17 protein-coding genes are annotated in these 19,392 nt (G+C 37.2%); 11 read left to right on the plus strand and 6 right to left on the minus strand.

The genetic code is table 11. From position 1 onward, the window contains the following. Window positions 1-121 precede the first annotated feature (121 nt). From DWZ63_RS05705 to DWZ63_RS05720, 4 genes are all read right to left on the minus strand, one after another. Window positions 122-1,456 (minus strand): ABC transporter substrate-binding protein, encoded by a 1,335-nt coding sequence (locus DWZ63_RS05705; protein ID WP_022014266.1) that lies wholly within the window; start codon window positions 1,454-1,456, stop codon window positions 122-124. A 458-nt stretch (window positions 1,457-1,914) separates the two neighbouring features. After that, window positions 1,915-2,937, minus strand: a complete 1,023-nt coding sequence (locus DWZ63_RS05710) for a DnaJ C-terminal domain-containing protein (RefSeq protein ID WP_055945640.1) — start codon at window positions 2,935-2,937, stop codon at window positions 1,915-1,917. 242 nt (window positions 2,938-3,179) lie between these two features. Continuing rightward, on the minus strand, window positions 3,180-3,608 hold the full coding sequence (locus tag DWZ63_RS05715) for an Hsp20/alpha crystallin family protein (protein WP_022014268.1): 429 nt from the start codon (window positions 3,606-3,608) through the stop codon (window positions 3,180-3,182). A 278-nt stretch (window positions 3,609-3,886) separates the two neighbouring features. Next, the gene (locus DWZ63_RS05720; RefSeq protein ID WP_118499089.1) at window positions 3,887-4,798 is read right to left on the minus strand and encodes a CorA family divalent cation transporter; all 912 of its coding nucleotides are present in this window, start codon (window positions 4,796-4,798) and stop codon (window positions 3,887-3,889) included. A 367-nt stretch (window positions 4,799-5,165) separates the two neighbouring features. Between DWZ63_RS05720 and DWZ63_RS05725 the strand changes: the two genes are divergently transcribed. The 3 genes from DWZ63_RS05725 to DWZ63_RS05735 all read left to right on the plus strand — a co-directional run bounded on the left by DWZ63_RS05725 (window position 5,166) and on the right by DWZ63_RS05735 (window position 7,627). Further along, window positions 5,166-6,122, plus strand: coding sequence for a TAXI family TRAP transporter solute-binding subunit (locus DWZ63_RS05725; protein WP_022014270.1), 957 nt, complete (start codon window positions 5,166-5,168; stop codon window positions 6,120-6,122). Between the two features lie 94 nt (window positions 6,123-6,216). Beyond that, window positions 6,217-7,404, plus strand: a complete 1,188-nt coding sequence (gltS, locus tag DWZ63_RS05730) for a sodium/glutamate symporter (protein ID WP_055944794.1) — start codon at window positions 6,217-6,219, stop codon at window positions 7,402-7,404. Between the two features lie 25 nt (window positions 7,405-7,429). After that, window positions 7,430-7,627 (plus strand): hypothetical protein, encoded by a 198-nt coding sequence (locus DWZ63_RS05735; protein ID WP_055944796.1) that lies wholly within the window; start codon window positions 7,430-7,432, stop codon window positions 7,625-7,627. Window positions 7,628-7,742: 115 nt separating this feature from the next. Here the strand turns inward: DWZ63_RS05735 and DWZ63_RS05740 are convergent, their stop codons facing one another. Beyond that, window positions 7,743-7,913, minus strand: a complete 171-nt coding sequence (locus DWZ63_RS05740; RefSeq protein ID WP_156335818.1) for a hypothetical protein — start codon at window positions 7,911-7,913, stop codon at window positions 7,743-7,745. Between the two features lie 338 nt (window positions 7,914-8,251). Between DWZ63_RS05740 and DWZ63_RS05745 the strand changes: the two genes are divergently transcribed. From DWZ63_RS05745 to DWZ63_RS05780, 8 genes are all read left to right on the plus strand, one after another. Beyond that, a complete protein-coding gene (locus DWZ63_RS05745) occupies window positions 8,252-10,306 on the plus strand; it encodes a methyl-accepting chemotaxis protein (protein ID WP_118499092.1) in 2,055 nt (684 codons plus the stop codon). Window positions 10,307-10,483: 177 nt separating this feature from the next. Beyond that, entirely contained in the window at window positions 10,484-11,848 is a 1,365-nt protein-coding gene (locus tag DWZ63_RS05750) for an MATE family efflux transporter (protein ID WP_118499093.1), read from the plus strand. A gap of 170 nt (window positions 11,849-12,018) precedes the next feature. Beyond that, window positions 12,019-13,185: an ABC transporter substrate-binding protein gene (locus tag DWZ63_RS05755; protein ID WP_118499095.1), complete on the plus strand. Its 1,167-nt coding sequence runs from the start codon at window positions 12,019-12,021 to the stop codon at window positions 13,183-13,185. Window positions 13,186-13,408: 223 nt separating this feature from the next. Next, on the plus strand, window positions 13,409-14,293 hold the full coding sequence (locus tag DWZ63_RS05760; protein WP_022015512.1) for a branched-chain amino acid ABC transporter permease: 885 nt from the start codon (window positions 13,409-13,411) through the stop codon (window positions 14,291-14,293). 14 nt (window positions 14,294-14,307) lie between these two features. After that, on the plus strand, window positions 14,308-15,366 hold the full coding sequence (locus tag DWZ63_RS05765; protein ID WP_022015513.1) for a branched-chain amino acid ABC transporter permease: 1,059 nt from the start codon (window positions 14,308-14,310) through the stop codon (window positions 15,364-15,366). A 1-nt stretch (window position 15,367) separates the two neighbouring features. Then, complete coding sequence (locus DWZ63_RS05770; protein ID WP_118499097.1) at window positions 15,368-16,129, plus strand: ABC transporter ATP-binding protein; 762 nt, start codon at window positions 15,368-15,370, stop codon at window positions 16,127-16,129. Window positions 16,130-16,239: 110 nt separating this feature from the next. Next, complete coding sequence (locus tag DWZ63_RS05775) at window positions 16,240-16,950, plus strand: ABC transporter ATP-binding protein (RefSeq protein WP_118499098.1); 711 nt, start codon at window positions 16,240-16,242, stop codon at window positions 16,948-16,950. 136 nt (window positions 16,951-17,086) lie between these two features. Further along, a complete protein-coding gene (locus DWZ63_RS05780; RefSeq protein ID WP_118499100.1) occupies window positions 17,087-17,710 on the plus strand; it encodes a cytidylate kinase-like family protein in 624 nt (207 codons plus the stop codon). A gap of 254 nt (window positions 17,711-17,964) precedes the next feature. Here the strand turns inward: DWZ63_RS05780 and DWZ63_RS05785 are convergent, their stop codons facing one another. Beyond that, window positions 17,965-19,362 (minus strand): M14 family zinc carboxypeptidase, encoded by a 1,398-nt coding sequence (locus DWZ63_RS05785; protein WP_118499102.1) that lies wholly within the window; start codon window positions 19,360-19,362, stop codon window positions 17,965-17,967. Between the last annotated feature and the right edge of the window lie 30 nt (window positions 19,363-19,392).

The raw sequence follows: 19,392 nt of genomic DNA on the forward strand, positions 1-19,392 counted from the left end.
AAACAATAACTCATTTTTAATAGAGGGGAAACATTTTACCGTTTCCCCGCCTATAATTTCTATCATGTCACTTTACGGTCTATACCGCAATTTAACAAATAAACTATTACCATTCCGGCATTTATTTCTTAGCTGCTGCTGCTTCTTTCTTCCAGCCATCTACAAATGCTTTCTTTACAAGATCCCAGTTTGCATCAGTCTGCTTAGAAGCATATGTTGTAAGTGCAGAGCCAAGGTCGTTCTTCCACTTCTCAGATGGCATAGTTGTAAAGTTCCATGTTACAGGTTTTTTACCCTGTTTTACATAATCATTTGCAATGTTTACAAGCGGATTATCTGAAGTAAGGTTCTTTTTAAACGGAATAACAAATCCCATTCCATCCTGTCCTGATGGCATAGCTCCTGCTGCACCACACATACATTTTACTGCTGTATCATCTGTTACACACCAGTTCATGAAATCAAGTGTTGCCTGAATATCCTCTTTTGATGCTTTCTTATTTACACACCAGTAGTTCTCTGTACCTGTACAAAGTCCCTGGTTTTCCTCTCCGTCTGCACCAATATAGATAGGTAACATTCCAAGATTATCATCTCCAAGGTCTGCTATATCTGAGTATGCCCATGTACCATTCTGATAGAATACTGCTTTCTCTGTAACAAATTCTGCAACTGCATCATCACCAGTCTTTGTGCTAAGCTGTTTAGAGCTTGTTGTGGAATTGTTAATATATAAATTCCAGATATTGCGATAGTTGTCAAGATATGTTCCCTTGATGGCATCTGTATTCTCGATTCCATCCTTCTGATACTCATAGTAAATAGGAAGGTTTGCAAGATGTGTCTTGAATCTCCAATCTGAACTTCCATCCATACCTGCTGATGTAAATGCTGAGAATCCAAGGTCTTTGCTTCTCTTTGTTATGTCTTCTGCAACTTTCTTAAGATCATCAAAGCTCTTTATGTCATCCTGTGTATATCCGGCTTTCTTTAAAAGATTTTTGTTGTAAATGATACCATAAGATTCTATAGCATATCCGATACCATCAACTGCATCACCATCTTTTAACAAGAAATCATCACTTGTAACCTGTTTTGCAATATCAGAATCCTTAAGGTCATAACAATAATCTTTCCAAGATGCAAGTCCAACCGGTCCGTTTACCTGGAACAATGTTGGTGCTTCGCTCTTACCCATCTCACTCTTTAATGTTGTCTCATACTGGTTAGCTGCTGCAGTTACTACATTCACCTTAACACCTGTTTTATCTGTGTAAAGCTTTGCAAGTTCCTGCCACTGTGCATCAGCTTCAGGCTTGAAGTTTAAGTAATAAACTGTTCCTTTAGCTTCTTTCTTACCACTTTCCTTTTTATCACTTGCACCGCCACAGCCCGTAAGTGCTGATGCTGTCATAACTGCTGCAAGTCCAAATGCTACAAGTCCTTTCTTTCTCATAAATATCCTCCTAAATTATAATATTGTTGTTTCCACTGTTTATATTTTAAATAACTTTAAAATACTTTACTTTTTCATGGAAACGGTTTTGGAAATGTTTCTGGAAATGTTTCCATTTCGTTGTAACTAAAATATATAACATTTAGATAAAAATTGCAATATTTTTTTTTTAATTTTGTGCTTTTTGTCACTTTGCACAAATTTGTATTATTATTATGCTCATTTCAGACACTTTTTTATGCACTTTTACTATATTTATTTTTACAGAGTGAACATTTGCCATTTATAAACCATCAAAAAAATGGCATCACACTACTTTACAAGCATTTTCCTATTCAATAAAAAAGCAATACAATCCTTTTTTTCAGATATGTATTGCTTTCTCTAAGCCAATAAAACATTATTTTTCTAATTCTAATGCTATTCCTTATGTGTATTTTAACCAAAATCTTCACATATTATGCAGTATTTTTACATAAATTGCGGTATTCCATAAGTTTATCCCGTGCACTCCTGCTTATGTGTTTTGGCACTTCTATTCCTACCGTGACATACTGGTCACCATAGGTCTTTCCATCCTTTTTAGATACAACACCTTTTCCCTTAAGGCGTATCTTCGTGCCGTACTGTGTTCCCTCTTTTATCTTACACTCTACATCACCATAAAGAGTGTGAACACGCACATTTCCACCAAGAACTGCCGTTGTGTAAGGCACATTTACTTTTGTATATATATCCTGCCCTTTTCTCTCATAACCCGCTTTTTTACCTACTTTAACTCTGAGGAATAAGTCTCCGTCCTCTGCTTTTCCTATACCCGGATGACCTTTCCCTTTAAGTCTTATACTGTTTCCGTCGTCAATTCCAGCCGGTATATGAACTTTTAGCGACTGCTCATTTCCTGTACTGCCATTATGCAAAGTAATCACCTTATCACATCCAAATACAGCCTCATCAAATGTTACTTCTATGTCTGCCTCTGCATCATCGCCTCTCATATCATAACCAAATCCCGATTCCTGACCTCCTGTACTGTAAAAATGTGCTCCTGAAAATCCGTCATATCCTCCAAAATCTCCCCTTTCACGAAAGCTGCCATGACCACCAAAACTTCCACTGCCTCCAAAGTGACCGTCATTAAACAAATCGCCAAATATGTCACCAAATATATCCGATGCATCTCCCGTAAAATGATACTCTCTATGCATTCCGTCTGCGTTATAAGACTGACCGCCTCCCGGTGAAAATCCCTCTTCAAATGCAGCGTGACCAAACTGATCATAAAGTTTCTTTTTTTCAGCATCACTAAGTACATTGTATGCCTCTGTGACTTCCTTAAACTTCTGTTCAGCCGCCGCATTTCCCGGATTCATATCAGGATGATATTTCTTTGCCAGCTTACGATATGCTTTTTTTATCGTCTTATCATCAGCATTTTTGTCTATTCCAAGAACCTTATAATAATCCTGCTTTGCAGCCATAAGAAACTCCTCCTTTCTCATTTTCCGGTAATTGCCAAACTGCTTATATGTTATGTTACTTGTGCATATAAGCAGTTTCGCAATAACCTGTTTCAATTTTAAAAGGAGCGATTCTTTACCGCTCCTTCCATCACCTTTATCTAATATATGATAGTACAATTTTAAAATACGAAGATATATTAAGATATACATTCAGAACCTCTTTTTGACAATCCTGAATATATTATCCAATCTTATATCTATTACAAAATTGAGATATATTTGTCTTCTTCTTTCTGCGGTAATGCTTCTTTCTTTGGTACATTTAATGTAAGCACACCGTTTTCAAATTTTGCTTTTATATCTTCCTGTGTAAGTTCTTTGCCTACATAGAATGTTCTGCTGCAATTTGAATATACTCTCTCTCTGCATATATATCTGCTGTTTTCATCTTCTACTTTATTGTCTTTATCTGATGCGGCAGTGATTGTCATATATCCGTCTTTTAATTCAGCTTTTATCTCGTCTTTCTTAAATCCCGGCAGATCCATGATGACTTCAAAACCATCTTTGCTTTCTTTTATATCTGTTTTCATCAATCCGCTGTTATAATAATTCTTTTTGTAATTTCTTTCAGGTGCATCAAAAAATCCATCCATTAAATCATTTGCAAAAATACTAGGCATTAACATAATCAATCTCTCCTTCCAAAAATCTGTTACCGTCTGCATCTGTGATGCCGTTGGTAACTAAAACCTTATTTATTTTAATATTGTTTGTTTCTCTGTTGCTGATTATGTTATACTACTTTTATTAGCACTCGTCAATATCGAGTGCTAATAATTTTTGTGAACTTTTTGTGAACTCACTTTGTTTATCAAGTCATATTACAACTCTCTTCTTAACTGTAAGTCAAGAAGCCCCCTCGCTTTCAGCTCAGTCAATTACATTCGACTTCGTTTATGACACACTACCAGTATTTCTTTCTTTTAAAAATCACAAGACTCACCACAACTATCAGCACACTTATACCTATCACGGTTGGATAAGCGTATTTCATCTTTAACTCAGGCATATATGAAAAGTTCATTCCGTACCAGCCTGCTATCAGTGTCAGCGGAAGAAAGATAGTCGTTACTATCGTAAGCATCTTCATTACATCATTCTGATGTATCTCTATCTCCGACTGATAAACATCCTGCACCTGCATCGCATATTCCCTTAATATCTGCGTTTCCTGTGCTAGTCTTGTCATTTTTTCCGAATACATCTTAAAAAGTTCCACCGTTTCTTCCGTGAAAAATTCTTCTTCATTGCCCGCAAGTTCATCCCCCGCTTCTGCGAGCTGTGTATAATAATGATAAAACCTCGCTATTATCTTTTTCAATTTCAAAAGACCTATATTAAATTTGTCGGACTGTTCTTTCATTACCTGCTCTTCTATCCCGGTTATTTTATGCTCTATTTTCTGCAAAAAAAGCAGCTCATCTTCTATAAATGACATAAAAAAATCATATATAAATCTTTCCAGTGAATAATCTTTTGCTATGGCACGCCCGGATATTCTTATTATATTTTTATCAATCGAATCATCATCACTTAATATTATTACCCTGTCTTTCAATATATATATTGCAAAAAGTTCATCCTTTTTTCCATATTCTTTTGCAGGCATCTGAAAAGTTCCATACAAAAAATCCCTGTGGCTCTCCATCTTGCAAAAATGAATTTCATCAACAGTATGCCATATTCCACACTTTTCCCACAATATTTTTTCATTGTCCCACTCAGTCATCTTAAATACACCGACACATTCCCCACTGTCCCAGAATGTGCCGAGGTCGATTTTAAATATACCATCCTCTTTTATCTTATAATACATTTGTTTACCTTCTTTATTTTATATTATGTGCTCCCGTTATCTTCTCAAAACAAAGATTTTCTAGAGTACACCATATTATTTCCCTTTAAATTCCTTTTTATGTAACAGTTCAGCCCCAAAAAAGATAAGTCAATAATATATGAGCTTGCTCAATGTATTATTGACTTGTTTTTTGGGGCTGAATAGCCTTTCATTTATGAAATGAAGTAAACACAAGCTGCATAGCAGCGACTGATAGCTTGCTGGCAGGTTTACGAATGTAATAAATGAGGGGCTGAACTGTTACCTTTTTATTTGTTTTTTCTTAAAGTTTATTGTAAAATGCTTAATGGATTTTTTGAATACTATATGAAAGGACGATTTAGATATGAAGAAAAAGATATGTCTCCTGCTCTGTCTCTCGCTGGTGCTTCTATCGGCATGCGGCAGAAAGTCAGACAATATAAGGTTTGGTGCTGCCGATATAGGCGGTATGTACTATGCTTTTGCGAGCAGTTTTTCGGGTGCCGTATCAAAAGACACTTCCGATTACAAATTTGAAGTTAAAAACACTGCCGGATCTGCGGCAAATTTAAGACTTTTATCCGACAAATATATAGACCTCGGTATCGCACAGGCTGACCTTATAAAAGATGCCTATGACGGCACAGGATATTTTAATGGCAATGTCTGCAACGGTTACAAGGCGGTAGCCGCTCTTTACACCGAGGCCTGCCAAATAGTTGTAAAAGCAAATTCTGACATAAAAACGATTGATGACCTTCAGGGTAAAAAAATCTGCATAGGTGCTGAAGAATCCGGTACTGAGATCAATGCAAAGCAGATACTTGAATTAAGCGGTCTAAATTCAAAACTTGTTGAAATGGCAAACCTTGATTATACGGATGCCGCAAAACAGCTTGCAAACGGCAGGATTGATGCTTTTTTCTGTACGGCCGGTGTTCAGACAACAGTTATATCCGAGCTTACAAAAGAATGTCGCATAAAGATTTTAAATATTGATGATAAGTGTATTAAAAAACTTATTACTGCTTATCCTTATTATTGCAAATATGAAATTCCTGCAAACACATATGCGGGTCAGACTGAAAGCGTAAATACAATAGGTGTTAAATCAGTATTGCTTGCATCTGATAATCTTTCTGAAAATGCAGTAAAACAGTTTACCGAAACATTTTTCAAACACAGCAAAGATTTGCAATATGCAACCTCACTTGAGCTTATAACTGATGAAAAGACTGCTGTTTCTGGCATTGATATTCCTTTCCATCCGGGTGCAGCCGCATATTACAAAGAAAAAGACATTACTGTTAAGACAAAATAAATAATGATAATAAATCATAAGCTATTTACTTATGAGCGGGGATAAATTGTTTTTATATATCATTATAATAACCTGCTTAGAAACGAGGAACTTTATGAAAATTCAATTAGATATGTATCAGACTCTCGCAGCAGCCGTTCTGGTACTTTTACTTGGAAATTATTTAAGAAAAAAAATAAACTTTTTGGAAAAATTCTGTATTCCGGCACCTGTTATCGGCGGATTGCTATTTGCTATCTTTACTTGTATATGCTATACCACGGGAATTATCGAATTTTCCTTTGATGATACGCTCAGAGAAGTCTGCATGGTATTTTTCTTTACATCAGTAGGATTTCAGGCAAATCTGAAAGTTTTAAAAAGTGGTGGAAGATCCTTGATAGTCTTTCTTGGTCTTGTCATCACGCTGATATTTTCCCAGAACCTGCTTGCCATAGGACTCTCAAAACTGCTTAATTTAAACCCTCTTATAGGTATGTGTACCGGTTCGATACCTATGGTCGGCGGTCACGGTACTGCCGGTGCATTTGGTCCGGTTCTTGAGGATTTCAACATACATGGAGCAACGACTATCTGTACGGCAGCCGCTACTTTTGGGCTTATAACAGGAAGTCTTGTGGGTGGTCCTATCGGAAAGCGTCTTATTGAGAAAAGAAAACTTATGGACAATGTTCCGACTGAGGATGACAGCCTTCTGGTCGAAGATGAAGAAAAGCACCAGCGTCACACAAATATGTATGCAGCCGCAGTATTTCAGCTTATACTTGCAATAGGACTCGGTACGATATTCTCGTATTTTCTCACAAAGACCGGTCTTACATTTCCTATCTATATAGGTGCAATGCTCGCCGCTGCACTTATGCGTAATATTACCGAATATTCAGGTAAAGGAACAATTCATATGGGTGAGATAAACGACCTCGGTGGTATATGTCTTTCACTCTTTCTCGGAATGGCAATGATAACATTAAAACTCTGGGAACTTGCCACTCTCGCCCTGCCGCTTGTTATCCTGCTCGCAGCACAAACGCTTCTCATATGCGTATTCACATACTTTGTCATATTCAATGTTATGGGAAGAGATTATGATGCAGCCGTGCTTTCTGCCGGAACATGCGGATTTGGTATGGGTGCAACACCAAATGCCATGGCAAATATGCAGGCTATCTGTGACCGCTATGTCCCGTCCGTGAAAGCTTACCTTATAATTCCGCTTATCGGAAGTTTATTTGCGGATTTTATCAACAGTCTTGTTATTACATTTTTCATCAATATACTATAATAATTTTTAAATGGAGGGATTTTTTATGTTTCATTGGAAAAATAAAAAAAAGGAAAAACATGATGAAGAACAACACGATTATGCTCTAACTTTTGACAATGTAGCAATTCCGGAAGTTCATACACACAAAACACACGAGGAAATGACAGAAAATGAAAATGAACAATCTTCCGTAAACTATGACAATCTGGCTATCCCAGAGGTTCATATCAGGAAAAAATAGACCGAGCAAAAAAACGCGGGATACATCTTGGCTGTTAAGACAAAATGCATCCCGCATTTTAATTTACTTTATTTTTGTTTCTATATTTTAACACAATTTATTGGCATGAAAAGTCTTAGTCATTATATAAAAAATCTGGTATTCTCTCATGAGTAGTAATAAGATACCATTTTCCTTCAAATTCTATATAATGGTTATTGTTACCGATATCAATATAAGTGAAATTCAATTGAGCATCGTTGGAAATACGAAAGTTATAAGCATCTTGTGTTATACTTTTATTCATAGCATGAGCCTCCGGAAGTGTGATTGTTTCTAGCAACTCAATTATATTAAAACCAGACGGTTTCATGCTATTTTTATGCCAGTTATTATTGAATTTTCAAGGTATATGGGCACTTATTCAAGTACGAAGTTTGAGTAAATAAAAAAATATTGATTTAGTCTACCAATTAGTATGTTTTTGTTGTATAATAGTTTTGTCGTACAGGGTCACTTTCTTTCTTAATGTTATAGTTCAAATTCATTATACACCAGAAAGCCCTGTATGATTTCTTTTTTTGAAAAAAGTTGTAAAGTGGTGTATATTTACATAAAGATTTCGTACAAAAGGAGGAGTATCTTATGTTTAAAAATTTAAAAATGAAAACTGCATTGACAAGTGCAATAACCGTTCTGACTATAATATGTATAACAATATTATATATATTCACACAGACAGGAATGACAAAATTAATGAAAAAAAGTGCTCAGGACAGCATGAAAACTTCACTCAATTCACAGACTACACTTATAAGCGAATATGTTTCCCATCAGGAAGACCTTTTAAAAAAATTCAGTATAAGTCCCATGATAATTGATTATCTAAAAGACCTTAATAACAAAGACAAACAGCTTAAAGCACAGCAATTTACTGAAAATTATTTTAAAGGACTTGACAACTGGGAAGGTATCTACTCAGGCGAATGGAATACTCATGTAGTTACCCACTCAAATCCAAAAGTTGTCGGTATGACTACGCGAAAAGGTGATTCCTTAAAGGCTCTTCAAAATGCCATGAAAGAAAATAACGGACTTTACAACGCAGGTATTATCGTTTCCCCTGCATCACAGAAGCTTATACTTTCTATGTACTGTCCTGTCTATGACACAGACGGAAGCACTATTGTAGGCTATGTCGGCGGTGGTCCATATATGGAAAAGCTCGAAAGTCTTTTAAATGAAACAAAAAAAAATGACAAAAAATCTATACAATATTCGATGCTAAATGTCTCATCAAAAATGTATATTTTTAATGACGAGGATACCTCTCTTATCACAAAAGAAGCAACAGACAAAGGTATTTTAAATGTTATCAATGACATAGAAAAAAGAAAAAAAAATACTAATGATGCATTTACATACAAAAATTCAAACAATACATCCTATGTAATGTCTTACCAGTATGATAAAGAACATGACTGGGCTGTTATATCAAAAGCAAAAGAAAGCAGTTTATATTCAGATGTCTATAAGACAATGCGCACACTTGCATTATTCTGCATTATATCGTGCATAATGATATCTTCTTTATCATGGTTCTTTATACATATGCATACAAAACCTCTTACTTATGTAACAGACGCATTACTGGAATTAAAAGAACTCAAGATTAAAAAGCACGATAAATTGCGAAAATATATCAATACAAACAGTGAAGTAGGTCAGATAAGCACGGCACTTAACTCTCTGAGTGATTCATTTGAGGACATTATACAAAAACTCGGTTCATGCTCAGATTCACTTACAGATTCAGCGGTAAAGATGTCAGACTCTTCCGATATTCTTATACAGTGTGTTGATGACAATGCCAATGCAACCGAACAATTTGCCGGACATACTGACCAGATAAATGATACTGTTTCACAGGTTGATGATGGTATCAATGATATTTCAGATGTTGTATCACAAGTAGAAACAAAAATACAGCTTGGTGATGCACAGAGTAGCGAGCTTATAGAAAAAATCAGCCAGATGCGAGACATAACAAACGCCTCTCTTGAAACAGCAAATATAAAGATTGACGAAAACAATCATGCGATTCAGGAAGCTATCGTCAATTTGCAATCACTTACACAGATTGACGATATGGCAAAACAGATTCTTGATATCACAAGCCAGACAAACTTACTTGCCTTAAATGCCTCCATTGAAGCTGCACGTGCCGGTGAAGCCGGACGCGGTTTCAGTATTGTGGCAAACGAAATAGGTAATCTTGCAGAAAGTTCACGCCAGACAGCCACATCCATCCAGAATATATGTAATGAAACAAAAGAGCATATATGTATGGTACAAGACTGTTTTGACAACATTATAAACTTCATGGAAGAAGATATAAAATCACAATTTAAAGACTTCCTTGAGGCAACAAATGAATACAACACATCAATAGGACAGATAAAGAATATTATCCATGAAATGCACGATTGCTCAAACGAATTTGTTAAAGCCGTTTCAGATATCAAATCACAGATTGACAATGTACAGAATAATCCTGACGGTATTACAATGCACACTGAAGATGTTATTAAAAAAGTGGAACAGACTAAAAAAATCACGGAAGACCTTACAGATATTGTCCGCAAAAACGAAGAAAATGCTTTGGCTATTAAAGAAATAATGAATCGTTTTTCACTTTGACTTGAATTTTAGCACACTCTCCTCACTCCTTGCATCACAGCCTTCAAAATGATATAATCTTTTTTACAGAACACACATGGCTTTTGCCATGTGTGTTCTATGTTAATAACAATGTACTCCCGTTATCTTACGAACGAAGAATTTTGAGAGTTCATTACTAAAGAATGGAGGCTCCTTATGAATGAAAACAAAGAATTTTTAGGTACTGAACCAGTCGGAAAACTTCTCTTAAAACTGGCAGTTCCATCCGTAATATCACAGATTGTCAATATGCTCTACAATATTGTAGACAGAATTTATATCGGTCATATTCCAAAGACCGGAAGTCTTGCTCTTACAGGACTTGGTGTCTGTATGCCTATCATTATGATAATATCAGCTTTCGCCGCCCTTATCGGTTTCGGCGGTGCTCCGAGAGCTTCAATCTTTATGGGCAAAGGCGAAAATGACTCAGCCGAAAAAACTCTCGGCAACTGTTTTACGACACAGATAATCATTTCGATCATTCTTACTATTGTTCTTCTCTTTGGCAACAAATTTTTCCTTATGGCATTTGGTGCCAGTGACAACACAATAGATTTTGCAACAAGCTATATGAACATCTATGCTTTAGGAACTATCTTTGTGCAGCTTACTCTCGGAATGAACTCTTTCGTAACGGCACAGGGCTTTTCAAAAACTGGAATGCTTACCGTAGTTATCGGAGCCGTATGCAATATCATACTCGACCCGATATTTATTTTTGTGCTTGGTCTTGGTGTAAAAGGTGCTGCCATTGCTACCATCATTTCGCAGGGTGTTTCCTGTATATGGGTAATCTCATTTTTGACAGGCAGAAAAACTTTTTTGAAAATAAAGAAAAAATACCTTATGCCTTCGGCTGATGTTATCCTGCCATGTATGGCTCTCGGTGTTTCAACATTTGTCATGCAGGCAAGCGAGAGTGTTATCTCAGTCTGCTTCAACTCATCACTCTTAAAATACGGCGGTGATGTTGCCGTGGGAGCAATGACAATACTTACAAGCGTTATGCAGTTCGCTATGCTTCCATTACAGGGTATCGGTCAGGGAGCACAGCCTGTCACCAGCTACAATTACGGTGCAAAAAACACAGACCGTGTCAAAAAGACATTCAAAATCCTAATCACTGTATCACTCAGCTATTCTGTTATTTTCTGGGCATTGATACAAATGTTTCCAAGTGTATTTGCAGGCATATTCAGTTCAGATAAATCACTCGTGACATTTACGGCTGATGCACTTAAAATCTATTGCGGAATGTTATTTATGTTTGGAATACAGATAGCGTGCCAGATGACATTTGTGGCAATAGGCAATGCAATATGCTCGGTTATAGTCGCAGTTGTGAGAAAATTTGTACTTCTTCTGCCGCTTATCTACATAGTTCCAAATTTTGTGTCAAATAAAACGAACGGAGTATATATGGCTGAACCGATTGCTGATTTTATTGCAGTATCATTTACCGTAATAATTTTCTCAGTCCAGTTTAAAAAAGTACTTCGCAAATTGAAAGAAATTTAAAAAGAAACTTCGCAAATTGAGTAAAGTTTAACACCTGATATATATATAGGTGAAAATTTGTCAATTATAGCTTTAATTTCCTTCAACTTTTGTTACTTTTTTCTATTGACAAATCAGTTCTAAAAAACTACTATACTTTAGTAAAAGAAAGAATGAATGGAGGAATCATTATGAGATTATGGAAAAAGGCATTAAGCCTTGTACTTGTATCAGCCATGGCATTTTCTATGTGTGCCTGCGGCGGCAAGAAAGACGAAGGAAGTAAAAAAACTGACACTTTTAAGATTGGCGGCATCGGACCCACAACAGGTGACGCAGCCATCTACGGAAAAGCCGTGCAGAATGGTATTCAGCTTGCAGTAGACGAGATAAACGCTGCCGGAGGCATCAACGGCAAAAAGATTGAATATAAATTTCAGGATGACCAGAATGACACAGAGAAATCTGTAAACGCTTACAACAGCTTAAAAGACTGGGGTATGCAGATGCTTGTCGGAACTGTTACATCAAACCCTTGTACAGCAGTTGTTGAGCAGACACACAATGACAATATGTTCCAGCTCACACCATCAGCAACAGCAGTGGAGTCAATCCAGTATGACAACGCATTCCGTATGTGTTTCTCAGATCCTAACCAGGGTATTGCTTCTGCTGATTATATCGCAGACCACAAACTTGCTTCAAAAATTGCAGTAATCTACAACAGTTCTGATCCTTACTCATCAGGTATCTACCAGAAATTTGCTGCAGAGGCAAAGCCAAAAGGACTTAATATCGTAGCTGCCGAAGCATTTACTGCTGACAGCAAGACAGATTTCTCAGTACAGATTCAGAAAGCTAAGAGTGCCGGTGCAGAAATGGTATTTCTTCCTATATATTATCAGGAGGCATCACTTATCCTCGCACAGGCAAAGAAAGCAAACTTCACACCTAAGTATTTCGGATGTGACGGTATGGACGGAATCCTTGCACTTGACGGATTTGACAAGAGTCTTGCAGAAGACCTTATGTTCCTCACACCATTTACACCTGATTCAAAAGACGATAAGACACAGACTTTTGTAAAGGCTTACAAAAAGGCATTTAAAGATACACCTATTCAGTTTGCTGCCGATGCTTATGACTGCATCTACACTATAAAAGCGGCTGCCGAGAAAGCAAAGATCACACCTGATATGAGCATTTCTGATATGTCAGATGCATTAAAGAAATCCATGACAGAAATCGAGCTTAGCTGTCTTACAGCAAAGAGCATCAAATGGTCTGCAGACGGTGAACCAACAAAAGAGCCAACTGTTGTAGTTGTTAAAAATGGTGCATATGATATAGCTGAGTAAAACATAACGGATAATACCATAATTTCCGGTGCAAAGCAGCGACTGACAGTTTGCTGGTAGGTTTACGAATGTAATAAATAGAAAGCTGAACTGTTACTTAATTTCTTTGCATTATATGATGATTTTGTAGATTTTAAAGTAGTTATATGGTAATATATAAGTCTGTATGAGTTTTAAACAATTCTCATACAGACTTTACTTTTAAAGAAACAGGAGGTAAACCATGAGCTTTATATCGTATTTATTTAACGGATTAAGTCTTGGAAGCGTTTATGCAATCATTGCCCTTGGTTATACAATGGTATATGGCATAGCAAAAATGCTTAACTTTGCACATGGAGATGTAATCATGATCGGTGCTTACATATCTCTTCTTTCTATGACAAACGCAGGAATACCGGCATTTCCGGCACTTATAATTTCGATTGTAGCCTGCACGGTTCTTGGTATTGTTATTGAAAGAATTGCTTATAAACCACTAAGAAATGCATCTTCTTCACTAGCAGTTCTTATCACTGCAATAGGTGTCAGCTATTTACTCCAGAATATCGCACTTTTGCTTTTTGGAGCAAATGCACAAACTTTCCCATCAGTTATAAAATGGGAAGGACTTTCACTTGCCGGAGGCAAACTCAATCTTTCCGGTGAGACAATCATTACTATCTTAGTATGCATAGTGATAATGGTTCTGCTTATGCTTTTCGTTCAGAAAACAAAACCGGGACAGGCTATGCGTGCCGTGTCTGAGGACCGTGGAGCAGCACTCCTTATGGGTATCAATGTAAACGGAACTATTGCACTCACATTTGCAATCGGTTCAGGACTTGCCGCAATCGCCGGTGTGCTTTTATGCTCAGCTTATCCAAGTCTTACACCTTACACCGGTGCAATGCCTGGTATCAAAGCCTTTGTCGCTGCCGTATTCGGTGGTATAGGTTCAATCCCCGGTGCATTTATAGGCGGTATCCTCTTAGGTATTATTGAGATATTTGGTAAAGCCTACATTTCATCACAAATGGCAGATGCGATTGTTTTTGCCGTACTTATCATTGTCCTTCTCGTCAAACCGACAGGACTCTTAGGCAAAAAAATTCAGGAAAAAGTATAGGAGGCAGATATATTATGTCAAAGAAATTATCTAAACAAAAATTAAATGATATTATCACTTATGGTATAGTTATAGCTGCTTTTGTCATAATGCAGATTCTTATAAATGCAGGAGAGATTTCCTCTCTCTTTCAGGGACTCATGGTTCCTCTTTGTACTTATATAATACTCGCCATTTCCCTTAATCTCGTTGTAGGTATTCTCGGCGAATTAAGCCTTGGTCATGCAGGTTTTATGTGTGTCGGTGCATTTACAAGTTCATTCTTTTCAAAAGCTATGCAGGACACTATTACAAATTCGACTGTGAGATTTCTTCTTGCACTTCTCATTGGAATAATCACGGCAGCAATCTTTGGAATCATCATTGGTATTCCGGTATTGCGATTAAACGGTGATTACCTTGCCATCGTTACACTTGCGTTTGGTGAGATAATCAAAAACCTTGTAAATGTCCTTTTTATAGGAAAGGATTCAAAAGGATTTCATTTTTCAACAAAAGATGCCGTAAGTTTAAATATGGAACCTGATGGAAAGATTATATTAAATGGACCTCAGGGAATAACCGGTACACCTAATGACTCGACTTTCTTTATCGGTTTTATACTTATTCTCGTAACATTATTTATAGTATTAAACCTCATTCATTCAAGAGACGGTCGTGCGATTATGGCAATAAGAGACAACAGAATTGCCGCTGAGTCTATCGGTATCAATATTACCAAATACAAACTTATGACATTTACAATATCAGCAGCAATGGCAGGTGCAGCAGGTGTTCTTTACGCACACAACCTCTCAAACCTCACAGCCAACACAAACAACTTCGGTTACAATATGTCAATAAACATCCTTGTATTCGTAGTTCTCGGCGGTATCGGAAATATCAGAGGCTCTATCATAGCCGCTGTCGTGCTTACACTTCTTCCTGAGCTTTTGCGTGGAATGTCAGACTACCGTATGCTCATATATGCTATCGTGCTTATAGTCATGATGCTCTTTAACTGGGCACCAAAAGCTATCGAATGGCGCGAAAAACACCTTTCATTTAAAAAGAATAAAAAGGAGGCGGCATAGTATGGAAACTTTATTAGATGTTCAAAATCTTGGTATTTCTTTTGGTGGTCTCCGTGCCGTAAACAACTTCAGCATAAATATTGGCAAAGAGCAGCTTTACGGACTTATCGGACCTAACGGTGCAGGAAAAACAACTATATTCAACCTCTTGACAGGTGTTTACAAACCCGACAGCGGAAAGATAATCTTAGACGGTAATGACCTTACGGGAAAATCCACAATAGAGATAAACAAATCCGGAATAGCAAGAACATTCCAGAATATAAGACTTTTTTCACAGCTTACCGTGCTTGACAATGTTAAAACAGGACTTCACAACAACCACCATTATTCAACGCTTGACAGCATACTTCGTCTTCCACGCTATCACAAAGTCGAAAAGGAAATGAATGATACTGCAATGGAACTGCTTGAAGTGTTCGGACTTAAGGATGATGCAAATGTCCAGGCTCAAAATCTCCCTTACGGACAGCAGAGAAAACTTGAGATTGCAAGAGCACTTGCCACAAACCCAAAACTGCTTCTGCTCGATGAACCGGCTGCCGGCATGAATCCAAATGAAACAGAAGAACTTATGGATATGATAAAATTCGTAAGAGACCATTTCCATATGACTATTCTTCTTATTGAACACGATATGAAACTCGTAAGCGGCATCTGTGAACAGCTTACCGTACTTAACTTCGGCGAGGTGCTTGCACAGGGCGACACATCAGATGTGTTAAATAACCCGCAGGTTATTAAAGCTTATCTGGGTGAATAAATAGAGAAACTCCATAGGAGACATTCTCCATAGGAGTTTCTTGTGTAAACCACTATGTTGTTGAGTTTGGATTGCAGCATCTTTTTAATTTTAGAAATGAGGGATAAATTATGGCAATGCTTGAAGTTAAAGATTTGGAAGTTTATTATGGAATGATACAGGCGATTAAAGGTATCTCTTTTGAAGTGAATAAAGGTGAGGTTATCGCTCTTATCGGTGCCAACGGTGCAGGTAAGACTACTACCCTACACACGATAACAGGACTTCTCTCTCCTAAAAAAGGAAGTGTTATGTTTGAGGGAAAAGACATAACAAAGATACCTGCACATAAAATAGTATCAATGGGAATGGCTCATGTCCCTGAGGGGCGACGCGTTTTTGCAGACTTAAGCGTATATGAAAACCTTAAATTAGGAGCATACACTAGAAAAGACAAAGAAAACTTAAACAAAGACCTTGAAAGCATATATGAAAGATTTCCAAGACTTGCCGAGAGAAAGAACCAGTCGGCAGGAACATTGAGCGGTGGTGAACAGCAGATGCTCGCCATGGGACGCGCACTCATGTCAAAACCATCAATCATCCTTATGGATGAGCCGTCAATGGGACTTTCACCAATCCTTGTAAATGAGATATTTGATATTATCGAGTCTATAAGCAAATCCGGTACAACTGTTCTTCTTGTAGAACAGAACGCAAAAAAAGCTCTCTCAATCGCAGACAGGGCATATGTACTTGAAACAGGAAAAATCGTAACAAGCGGCAAAGCAAGTGAATTACTTGAAGATGACTCGATAAAGAAAGCTTATCTGGGAGAATAAATAGATAAGCTCCATAGGAGCTTATCATTAGAAGAATGCACAGGCATTAAAAAATGCCTTTATGCATTCTTCTACACCCCACTACTTTTTATCTTTAATCAAAATATATATTTGCGAAACAAAAGGAGGTATCACTATGGGAAATATGGTTATTACGGTTTCTCGCCAGTACGGCAGCGGCGGTAAAACTATCGCTGCCATGCTTGCCCAGAAACTTGGTATCAACTGCTACAGCCGTGAAATTTTGAAGATGGCTTCTGAGGACAGTGGCATTAATGAAAGGCTTTTCGGTATGTCCGATGAAAAAATCCGTCATGCAGGCTGGTTCAAGACTTTAAGCCGCCCTTACACGGGCGAACTTCTTCCACCTGAGGATAAGGGCTTTGTCTCCGATGACAATCTTTTTAATTATCAGGCTAAGACAATCAAAGAACTTGCCGAAAAAGAATCCTGCATCATTGTCGGAAGATGTGCAAATTACATATTAAGAGACAATCCTGATGTACTCAGTGTTTTTGTTCATGCTGATGATGATTTCTGTCTTGCAAGGGCTATGGAGCGTAACAGTTTCAGCGAAAAAGAAACTAAAAAATTTATTGAACGCACTGACAAATACCGTTCGGACTTTTATCACTATCACACGGGACATCACTGGACGGATGCGAGATATTATGACCTCTGTCTTGACAGTTCAAAACTCGGTTTTGAGAAATGTGTCGAGGAGATCGAGGCTTACGCTAAAATAAGATTTGGAAAATAAAGGATTTTTCTATTGTTTTAAAAACCTAGTGTACTGACCTGATGACTTTTAGTTAAATAACTTAGGATAAATTTTCAGTCTGCAAGACGGAAGAATGAGCCGTAGCAAGCTACGGCGATTGGTGACAACGAAGCAGATGGAAATTTATACAAGTTATTTGGCAAAATATCAACAGGTCAGTACACTAGGAGCATACCGCCGATTTTCACGGCTGGTATGCTCCTGACTGTTTTTGATTATATTTACAAACACTCCTACAACAGAAGCTTTGCCTCTCTCAATACAAGACTCTCATTTTTTCTCCATATCGAAGAAAATTGCGAAATCGGCAACGGACAGCCTGCTACACCTATCTCAAGTGTTATACACGGTGATTTAATCTTTTCCATCACATAATCACGCATACTTCCGACACTAGGACCGCTTGAAGAACCATAACTGTCCCCGCTTGCATATCCTGTTATCTTTCTTGCAAACCGGTACATTTTCTGTGTTTCTTTTTTAACTTTTCCGCTTCCGCCGCTTCCAAATACTATAGAGCCCATAGCATGATAATTTACGACACCTTTTAATGTCTTGTTATTTTTTAACTGTTTTAACAATCCTGCGATTGCCTTTGTTTCCGGCTCACTTGCTGCCGATGGTCCTGAAAATCCCTCACTTCCACGCTTTCCACCATGATTTGCCTTAAAATGCGAATTTGAATTTCTGTTAAGGTCAACTCCTCTGGCATTTGCTTTCCATGTTGCCGTATGTGATGCACCAGACATTTTATACAGAGCCTTACGAAGCTTTTTGTCTCTTATCTTTGAAATTCCAAACTGAGAAATTGTTGTACCGTCAGGATTTGCCATCGGAATATAATGTACCGCCATCTTATTTAAAACACTTTTTACTTTTACTCCCTTGACACTTCCATTGTAATTTTTAAGGTAACTTTCTATCTGTGCCATACAAAGCTGTGCCGTCATATATTCCCTTGCATGAATATTTCCAATAACAAGCAATGTCTTTTTGGCTTTCTTGTTTCCTATGACAACATCATATATATTTCTTTTATCATTTGATTTTCCCACAACTTTTACACTGACATAATCAGAATAAGTATTTTTAAATGACTTTATATCACCGCACATCTCACTGTAACTGTACTTCTGATGTTTTGTGTTCACAAAATTTGCAATCCTGAAACTTTTAGCATTTGAATTACTTGCATATGTCTTTCCATCGTATGTCCTTGCTGACTTAACATAATACTTATATCTTTTTCCTGCCACAACCTTTTTATCCGTAAATTTTAATTTGGTTGTTTTTGCGACTATTTTATACCCATTGTTATTTGTCTTTTTATATAAAATATACTTTTCTGCACCGGTCGACCTGCTCCAGCTTATCTTTACTTTTTTACTGCCCAGTCTTGTAAAACTTATCTTGCTCTTTGCAGGGATTTCAGGCTCCTCGATGACGGGACCCGATGAAACCTTTGTCTCGTTCTTTCTTATAATATCTTTCTTTGCCACAGTCAAAACCTCATTGTCAGTTTTTGCTGCTGCTGATACCTTTCTGTCCGCATTTGCCGCATATGAAATACTGCTCACTGCCATAGTCATCGCAAGTGATAATGCTATTAACTTGTACTGTTTTTTATTCATTTGTTTTTCCTCTCTTTTTTAATAAATTTT

This window comes from Clostridium sp. AF34-13 (assembly GCF_003477845.1).
Classification (GTDB): Bacteria; Bacillota; Clostridia; order Lachnospirales; family Lachnospiraceae; genus Butyribacter; species Butyribacter intestini.